7 protein-coding genes and 1 pseudogene are annotated in these 8,876 nt (G+C 72.7%); 7 read left to right on the plus strand and 1 reads right to left on the minus strand.

Annotated elements, in window-relative coordinates:
* The 4 genes and pseudogenes from Q7T15_RS12095 to Q7T15_RS12110 form a co-directional block, all read left to right on the plus strand.
* A pseudogene (locus tag Q7T15_RS12095) lies at window positions 1-965 on the plus strand (PTS mannitol transporter subunit IIB); the annotation flags it as partial.
* Window positions 966-1,068: 103 nt separating this feature from the next.
* Window positions 1,069-1,518: a PTS sugar transporter subunit IIA gene (locus tag Q7T15_RS12100; protein ID WP_304696514.1), complete on the plus strand. Its 450-nt coding sequence runs from the start codon at window positions 1,069-1,071 to the stop codon at window positions 1,516-1,518.
* A gap of 7 nt (window positions 1,519-1,525) precedes the next feature.
* Complete coding sequence (locus Q7T15_RS12105) at window positions 1,526-2,689, plus strand: mannitol-1-phosphate 5-dehydrogenase (RefSeq protein WP_304696515.1); 1,164 nt, start codon at window positions 1,526-1,528, stop codon at window positions 2,687-2,689.
* Between the two features lie 241 nt (window positions 2,690-2,930).
* Window positions 2,931-4,328, plus strand: coding sequence for an HNH endonuclease signature motif containing protein (locus tag Q7T15_RS12110; RefSeq protein ID WP_304696516.1), 1,398 nt, complete (start codon window positions 2,931-2,933; stop codon window positions 4,326-4,328).
* On the opposite strand, the gene Q7T15_RS12115 is transcribed toward Q7T15_RS12110, so the two are convergent.
* Complete coding sequence (locus Q7T15_RS12115; RefSeq protein WP_304696517.1) at window positions 4,292-5,299, minus strand: DUF4349 domain-containing protein; 1,008 nt, start codon at window positions 5,297-5,299, stop codon at window positions 4,292-4,294. The two genes, Q7T15_RS12110 and Q7T15_RS12115, sit on opposite strands and share 37 nt — an antisense overlap.
* Before the next feature lie 479 nt (window positions 5,300-5,778).
* Here Q7T15_RS12115 and Q7T15_RS12120 point away from each other — a divergent pair, with 479 nt between their 5' ends.
* The 3 genes from Q7T15_RS12120 to Q7T15_RS12130 all read left to right on the plus strand — a co-directional run.
* The gene (locus Q7T15_RS12120; RefSeq protein ID WP_304696518.1) at window positions 5,779-6,765 is read left to right on the plus strand and encodes an aldo/keto reductase; all 987 of its coding nucleotides are present in this window, start codon (window positions 5,779-5,781) and stop codon (window positions 6,763-6,765) included.
* A complete protein-coding gene (locus tag Q7T15_RS12125; protein ID WP_304696519.1) occupies window positions 6,762-8,168 on the plus strand; it encodes an MFS transporter in 1,407 nt (468 codons plus the stop codon). The genes Q7T15_RS12120 and Q7T15_RS12125 overlap by 4 nt, the downstream gene beginning before the upstream one ends.
* A gap of 57 nt (window positions 8,169-8,225) precedes the next feature.
* Window positions 8,226-8,876, plus strand: a 651-nt coding sequence (locus tag Q7T15_RS12130) for a siderophore-interacting protein (RefSeq protein WP_304696520.1), incomplete at its 3' end; no start/stop codon positions are given.

Below are 8,876 nucleotides of genomic sequence, written 5' to 3' on the forward strand. Positions count from 1 at the left end.
CCGTCGTCGAATTCCTCGTTATCAACGGTCTGCTGCCCTTTACGAGCATCTTCATCGAGCCCGCCAAGGTCCTGTTCCTGAACAACGCGGTCAACCACGGCATCCTCACCCCGTTGGGAACCCAACAGGCCCTCGAGGAGGGCAAGTCCATCCTGTTCCTGCTGGAGGCCAATCCCGGCCCGGGCTTCGGTATCCTGCTCGCCTACTCGATTTTCGGCACTGGACTTGCCAAGGCGTCCGCGCCGGGTGCGGCCCTGATCCAGTTCGTCGGCGGTATCCACGAGATCTACTTCCCGTACGTGCTCATGAAGCCCATACTCATCGTCGCCATGATCGGCGGCGGCATGACGGGCATCGCGACGAACCTGCTGTTCGACTCGGGGCTCCGCGCTCCCGCCTCGCCCGGCTCGATCTTCGCGATCCTCCTGCAGACCGCGAACGACAGCTTCCTCGGGGTCATCCTCTCGGTCGTGCTCTCCGCGACGGTCTCCTTCCTCATCGCCGGCGTCATCCTCCGCGCGAGCCGCAAGAAGGACATGGCCGCTCTCGAGGCGGGAGCCGACGGCTTCACCGGCGCCGTCTCGCAGAACTCCGCCAACAAGGGCGGCGACTCGAAGGTCGCGGGCCTCCTGGGCCAGGAGTCGGCGACGGCGACGGCCACGCGCATCCAGAACATCGTGTTCGCGTGCGACGCCGGGATGGGCTCGAGCGCGATGGGCGCGACCGTCCTGCGGAAGAAGATCAAGGACGCCGGCATCGAGGGGATCACGGTCACCAACCAGGCGATCACCAACCTCACCGACGAGGCCGACCTCGTGATCACGCACCAGGACCTCACGGCCCGGGCGAACGAGCAGGCGCCGCACGCGCAGCACCTGTCGGTCGAGAACTTCATGTCGAGCCCGCAGTACGACGTCGTCGTCGGGCTCCTGAAGTCGCAGCAGCCGCCGCAGCAGCAGGGCTAGTCTCTGCCGCAACCGGGGGCGGTCGTCCAGGCGACCGCCCCCGGGTCCCCGCACTCCGGCGCCCGGCCCCGCGCGCCGACACCCAGGAAGGACCGGCGACCCCATGACCGCCACCGTGCTCACCACCGACCGCATCGTCCTCGACGGCACCGCGCGCACGCGCGACGAGGCCATCGCCGAGGGAGCCCGCCTCCTCGAGGCCGCGGGCGCCGTCACGAGCGAGTACCACGCCGCGATGCTCGCGCGGGAGGAGCTCACCTCGACCTTCATGGGCAACCACCTCGCCATCCCGCACGGCACGAACGACGCGAAGGATGCCATCAAGGCGTCGGCGATGACGATCGTCCGCTACGCCGAGCCCATCGACTGGGACGGCAACCCGGTGCGCGTCGTCGCCGCGATCGCCGGGAAGAACGGCGAGCACATGAGCGTGCTCTCGGCTCTCGCCCTCGTCTTCAGCGACGAGGAGGCCGTCGAGCGCCTGCTCGTCGCGCCCGATGCCGAGACGGTGCTCGCGATGCTCGGCGACGTCAACGACGCCGTCGCGGAGTGAGCGCGCGATGACCGCCGTCCACTTCGGCGCCGGCAACATCGGCCGCGGGTTCATCGGCCTCCTCCTCCACGACGCCGGCCACGAGCTCGTCTTCGTCGACGTCAACGGGCCGCTCATCGCGGCGATCGCGGCCGCTGATTCGTATCGCGTGATCGAGATCGGAGGCGACGAGCGCATCCGCACCGTCACCGGATTCACCGGCATCGACTCGTCGGTCGACCCCGATGGCGCGGCGGCGGCCGTCGCCGGGGCCGACGTCGTGACGACGGCCGTGGGCCCGAGCATCCTGCGCTTCATCGCGCCCGTCATCGCCGCCGGGCTGCGCGCCCGACCCGCCGACCGCGCCCCGCTGCCGATCATGGCGTGCGAGAACGCGCTCGGCGCGACCGACCTGCTCCGCGGCCACCTCGCCGACCTCCTCGCCGACGACCCCGCCGTGCTCGACCGCGCCGTCTTCGCGAACACGGCCGTCGATCGCATCGTCCCGATCCAGGTGCCCGAGGCGGGCCATGAGCTGGATGTCCGCGTCGAGCCGTTCTGCGAGTGGGCGATCGAGGCGGCTCCGTTCGCCGGCTCGCCGCCCGCCATTCCGGGCGCCCACCTCGTCGACGATCTCGCCCCCTACATCGAGCGGAAGCTCTTCACCGTCAACACCGGCCACGCGGCGACCGCGTACCTGGGGCGTCTCGCCGGCGCCACCACGGTCGACGAGGCCATCGCCATGCCGTCGGTGCGCACGGGCGTCGAGGCCGCGCTGCGCGAGACGTCGCGGCTGCTCGTCGCGCGGCACGGCTTCCCGGTCGAGGTGCAGGACGCGTACCGCGAGACCGCCCTGTCGCGCTTCGCGAACCCGGCGCTGCACGACGGCGTCGAGCGCGTCGGACGTCAGCCTCTGCGCAAGCTCTCACGCCACGAGCGGCTCATCGAGCCTGCTACGGCGCTCGCCGAGCAGGGCGTCGAGCCGGTCGGGCTGCTCGCGGTCGTCGCGGCCGCGCTGCGGTTCCGCGTCGCGGACGACCCCGAGAGCGTCGAGCTGCAGGGGCGGCTTGGGTCGGAGAGCTCGTCGGCCGAGCTCGTGGAGTCGATCACGGGGGTGGAGCCGGGGCATCCGCTGTTCGCGGCGCTCGAGGCGGCGGTCGACGGGGCGCGGGTGGAGGGGGCCGGAGCGTAGACGCTGTTGGCGGCGTCGGCCGCGCCCGCCACGCGGCGTCGGCCGCGCCCGCCACGCGGCGCAACGCGCAACGCGCCACGCGGCGCAACGAGCAACGCGCCACGCGACACGTCGCGCCGCGCCTCGGTAGCCGGGTCGCCGCTCCTCCACATTTCCCCAGGTCAGACGGCAATTCACATGTCGACCAGGGTGCTGGTCGGGGGTGTCGGGAATGTCGGTGGTGGGGTGTTGAGTGGGATGCATGACGAGCCCGATCGAGACGCCCGCACCGGGGCAGGGTCCTTGCGACTCTGACCTGCGTCGCGTGTTCGACGAGCTCACGGCGGAGCTCAGCGCCGGTCTTGCATCGTCGCGAACGGATGCCCTGCTCGAGGCGCTCGTGGAGTGCGAGGTGCGCGCGTCCCGCATCGCAGCCCGCCGGGTCGAGCTCGTGCATGAGCTCCGCGTGGAGCAGGAGCGGATCGAGCGCGAGCGCGCTGAACGGGACCGCGCTGAGCGGGCGCTCGGCGCCCCGATTTCGATCGGCGCGGACTGGGATCCCGGCGTTATCGCTCGACGCAGCGCGTCGGCAGAGCTCGCGTGCGCGCTGCGTGTCACCTCCCGCACGGCGGACTCCCTCCTCGCCCGGGCGGCGACGCTCATGACCACGCTGCCGGTCACGATGGAGGCGCTCCACGACGGCCGGGTCGCGTTCGCGCACGCCGCGGTCATCGCCGACGCCGCGGACAGCCTTCCTGCCGAGTCGCGCGCCGAGTTCGAGCGAGCGATCCTGCCGAGCGCCGAGGCGCAGAACCCGTCCCGGCTGAAGTCACGAGCGCGAGTACTCCGCGAGCGGATGCACCCCGAGTCCATCGCGGCCCGGAGGGATGAGGCGATGGCGACGCGCGATGTCTTCGTCGACCCTGTCGCCGACGGCATGGCGTGGCTGAGCGCGCTCCTCCCCGCCGAGAAGGCCTACGGCGCCTACCGGCGACTGACCCGGATCGCCGAGTCGCTCGAGGACGGACACGACTCGCGCAATGCCGGCCTCGGGCCCGGCAGCGGACCCGGCGCCGACCCCGGCGCTGAGCGACGGACGCTCGGCAACCGCCGCGCCGACGCGCTCGCCGACCTCCTGATCTCCGGGGAGGTCGACGCGAGCGGTCTCGGCCTCGGCATGCGGGCCGAGGTTCACGTGACGGTGCCGGTGCTGACGCTGCTCGGTCGGAGCGGCGGCGCGCCCGCGACCCTCGAGGGCTACGGCCCGATCGACGACGATACCGCGCGCCGGCTCGCCGCGACCGCGCCGAGCTTCACCCGACTCCTGACCCACCCCGAGACTGGCGTCGTGCTCTCCGTGGGGCGCGACCGGTACCGCGTCCCGGCCGAGCTCCAAACCTGGCTCCGGGTCCGTGACGGGACCTGCCGGTTCCCCGGCTGCGCGCGCAGCGCCGCCCGCTGCGACCTCGATCACACGCGCGACTGGCAGCACGGCGGCGCGACGGCTCACGACAATCTCGCCCACCTGTGCCGACATCACCATCGGCTGAAGCATCAGACCGGATGGACCGTCGCTCAGGAGCCCGGGGGAATCCTCCGCTGGCGAGCGCCCTCGGGCCGCAGCTACTCGTCGGAGCCGGCGCTCGCGCTCACCGGCTGAGCTTCGTCGGTCGGGCGAACCTCACCCGTCGGCCGCGCCCGCCGCAGCACCGCCCACGCGATGAGCGCGAGCAGCCCGAGCACGAGCAGCCACGGCAGGAGCACGCCCACGACGACGAGGGCGCCGCCGAGGAAGGCGAGCAGGGCATCCCACCCGGTGGTCAGGCCCGTCCAGAACGAGTCGGGCTCGTCGATCGGCGCGACGTCCTCCGACCCGAGCGTGAGCGTGATCGTCGAGAGCGACACCTGATCCTCGTAGTAGCGCTCCTGCGCCTGCAGGCTCTCCAGCTGCGCCTGCCGGTCGCTGATCGCCGACTCGAGAGCGATGAGGTCGTTCAGATCGGCCGCGGCGTCCTGCAGCGCGAGCAGCCGCGTCACCGACGACTCGAGCGCCGAGATGCGGGCCGTCAGGTCTCGCCGCTCGAAGGTGACGTCGTCGCTCGAGAGCACGAGCTCCTCGCGCTCGCCGAGCGCCTCCAGCTCGTCCAGCGTCTCCGTCAATCGCGCGCTCGGGATGCGCAGCTCGAGCACCGCCCCGCCGCCCGAGCCGAACGAGTAGTACCCGCCGCCGTAGTCGTCGTACGAGTACTCGGCGCCGCTCGAACCGGCGCCGCCCGAGCCGCCGCCATTCGAGCCATCGCTGCCGCTGTCGCGCGGCGCCGACTCCCGCCGCCCGTCGACGCGGCCGCCCTCGCGCTCGACGATGCGCGCCGCCTCGTCCGCTGCCTCGAGCGGGTCCTCGACCGTCACGTAGAGCGACCCGGTGATGACGAGCTCCCGCGCCTCCGCGGGGGAGTCGCCGTCGCCCGAGCCGTCATCGCCCGAGCCGTCACCGCCCGACTCGCCGCCGCCGCCGAGGTCGCCGCCGTCCTGGACCGGAGCCTCGCCGACCACGCCGGGCTCGCCGTCCGCCCCGCTCGACTCGTCGCGCGCGCCGATCGCGCCGCAGCCGGCCAGAAGCGGTGCGGCCACGGTGGCGATGACCGCCAGGGAGAGCAACGGGCTCCGCCGTCGCACGCGCGCTGTCCGCGCGAACGCAACCCGGGGCCCGAGCCCACCCGACATCTCCACCGTGTCTCCCGCAGCATCCTGGGTGCTCATGCGGCTGACGGTAGACCCGCGCGGAGATCCCGCACCAGAGCCCGACGACCGGTGGAATGCAAACGTGACCTGAGCGTGATCCGAGAGTGATCTGAGCGTCGACCGCGAAGGCCTCGGCGCGAGCGCGGGCGCCGCTACGGTCGACTCAGCGCGGTGAGGATGCTCGCCGGATCGCCCTGATGGACGGCGATCCGAGCATCCTTTCACCGCGCTGACAGCCTGCGCGCTCAGGGGTGGACGCGAGGGACGAGGGGGCCGAGAGATCGGCCCCCTCGCTGCGTCTGCGGGCACCGACGAGACCGGACTGCACGCCGACCGCGAGCGTCCCCGGCCCTGCGTAGGCTGGCCTCATGCGCACTTCGATCCTCGGCCGCACGGGCGCGACCGTCTCCTCCATCGGCCTCGGAACCTGGCAGCTCGGCGCCGACTGGGGCGACGTCAGTGAAGAGGATGCCCGGGCCGTCCTCGACGCCGCCGTCGAATCCGGCGTCACGATCTTCGACACCGCCGACGTGTACGGCGACGGTCGCAGCGAGCAGCTCATCGGCCGCTACCTCCACGATCGTCCCGAGCTCGACGTCTTCGTCGCGACCAAGATGGGCCGCCGCCTGCCGCAGGAGCCGGAGAACTACTCCGCCGCCAACTTCGACGCCTGGACGCGCCGCAGCCTCGACAACCTCGGCGTCGACACCCTCGACCTCGTCCAGCTGCACTGCCCGCCGACCGCGGTCTACGGCATCGACCGCGTCTTCGACGACCTCGACGCCCTCGTCGAGCAGGGGCGGATGCGCCATTACGGCGTAAGCGTCGAGCGCGTCGACGAGGCCCTCGCCGCGATCGCGCGCCCGAACGTCGCGAGCGTGCAGATCATCGTGAATGCCTTCCGGCTCAAGCCGCTCGACGAGGTCCTGCCCGCCGCGCAGGCCGCCGGCGTCGGCATCATCGCGCGCGTGCCGCTCGCCTCCGGCCTGCTGAGCGGCCGGTACACGCGCGACACGACCTTCGCCGCCGACGACCACCGCACCTACAACCGCCAGGGCGAGGCCTTCGACGTCGGCGAGACCTTCTCGGGAGTCGACTACGCGACGGGCGTCGAGGCCGCGCAGCGGTTCTCCGCGCTCGCCGCCGAGCACGACCTCGCTCCCGCGACGGCCGCGCTCGCGTGGCTCGCGCAGCTGCCGGGCGTCTCGACGGTCATCCCGGGCGCGCGGAGCCCCGAGCAGGCGCGCGCGAACGCCGCCGCCGGCGAGGTCGCCGACCTGCCGCCGGGCTTCCACGCGAGCGTCGTCGCGCTCTACGACGAGTACTTCCGCGCGTCCATCCACGAGCGCTGGTGACGACGGCGGCCGGGCGGGCCGCGGGCGGGGACGGCGGCAGAGACATCAGCAGAGACATCAGCAGGGACATCAGCAGTGACATCGGTAGAGGCAGCGGCGGAGGGCGACCGGGCCTCGGCCGCACCTTCGGCACGGTCTTCACCGCGAATCTCGCGTCGAGCCTCGGCGACGGCATCGCCCGCACCGTCTCGCCGCTCCTGGCGGCGCGGCTCACCGACGACGCGCTGCTGATCGCCGGGATCGCGGCGGTCGCGATGCTCCCGTGGCTGTTCTTCGCACTGCCGGCGGGCATCCTCGTCGATCGGATGGATCGTCGACGCGCCCTCGCCCTCGCGGCCGGCGTGCGAACGGCCCTCGCGGTCGGGCTCGTCGTGCTCGTCGCGACCGACTCGCTCACGATCTGGTGGCTCTACCTCGTGATCTTCGTCTACGGCGCGTGCGAGACGCTCTACGACGGCGCGATCCGCGCGGTCGTGCCGAGCATCGTGCCGAAGGCGAAGCTGCCGCGCGCGAACGCCCGCATCGAGGGCGCCGAGCTCGTCGTGCAGAACTTCGCGGCCGCCCCTCTCACCTCGGTGCTCTTCGCCGTCGCCGTGCTCATCCCCGTCGGAGGCCTCGTCGGGGCCTTCGGGCTCGCCGCCCTCCTGGCCGCATTCCTGCCGGCGGTCGCGTCGGGCAAGCAGTTCCACGCGCCGAAGGATGAGGCGGCGGTCCCGTTCCGCCGTCAGCTGGCCGACGGCTGGCGATTCATCATCGGCAACCGGATGCTCCGCACCCTGTGGTTCTTCTCCATCGGCACGGCCATCCTGTTCTCGGCGGCCTCGGCGACGCTCGTGCTCTTCGTCCTCGACACCCTCGCCGTGCCGGAGGCCGCGTTCGGCGCGTTCCTGCTCGCCGGTGCGATCGGCGGCCTGCTCGGGTCGATGGTCGCCTCCCGGCTGCAGGCCCGGTTCGGTCTGGGCCGCGTCATGGCGGCGATGAACCTGCTGTGCGGCGTGACGACGCTCCTCATCGGCGTGTGGCCGCAGCCGATCTGGGTCGTGGTGATGTTCGCGCTCGGGTCGGGAGCGGTCACGATCTGGAACATCCTGATGATGTCATTCCGCCAGGCGATCATCCCGGGTCGGCTGCTCGGCCGCGTCCACGGCACGTGGCGCACGCTCCTGTGGGGCTCGATGCCGCTCGGGTCGCTGCTCGGCGGCGGGCTCGCGCTGCTGGGCCTGCCCGTCCCGTGGATCGTCGGCGGCGGCGCCCTCACGGTGCTCGCTCTCGTCTTCTACCGCTTCCTCACGACGCTGCCCGACCCCGAGACGATCGACAACGGCGACGAGCCGCCGGCCGAGACCGGGGCGATCGGCACCCTCCCGCCGGGCGAGCCGCCGGGCGTGCCCGCGGTCGACTGACCGAGCCGACTGACTGAGACGAATGACCGAGCCGGCCCGGTCTGCGAGCATGGCCCCGTGCCGTTCACGCTGACCCGCCACCCCTTCCCGCCGCGGCTGCGGCACGTCCGACTGGCCGCGCGCACCGAGCTCGTGCCGCGCGGCGTCGACGGTGCGGGGTTCGTGCGCATCCGCCTGCAGAGCGAGGCGCCGCTCGACGGCTTCACGTCGCCGGGCGCGGGCGACCATCTGCGGGTGTTCGTGCCCGACGCCCCCGAGTGGGCGAGCGTCGCGGTCGACGACAACGAGCATCCGACCGCGCCGTCGCGCACCGAGACGATCGTCGCGTTCGACCCGGAGGCCGGCTGGGTCGACCTCGACATCCTCGTTCACGCGGCCGACGAGACGGGCGACGCGGGTCTCATCGGCCCGTGGGCCGCGGACGCCCCGCTCGGCTCGCCCGCGGTGCTCGCCGACCCGAAGGGCTCGGTCGTGCTCACCGGTCGCCCCGCGGCGTTCGTCCTCGCGGGCGACGACTCCGCGATCCCCGCGCTCCGTCGCTATCTCGGGATGCTCGGCGCCGGCACCCCCGGACTCGTCCTGCTCGAGACCGCGTTCGACCCCGCGGCGCTCGGGGTCGTCGTCGGCGCAGGGGTCGAGCTGCGCGTTCTCGCACCCGACGCGGCGCGGCCGAGCGCGGAGCTCGCGGGCGCGCTCGCGGAGCTCGCG

It is taken from the genome of Microcella sp. (genome assembly GCF_030645145.1).
Classification (GTDB): Bacteria; Actinomycetota; Actinomycetes; order Actinomycetales; family Microbacteriaceae; genus Microcella.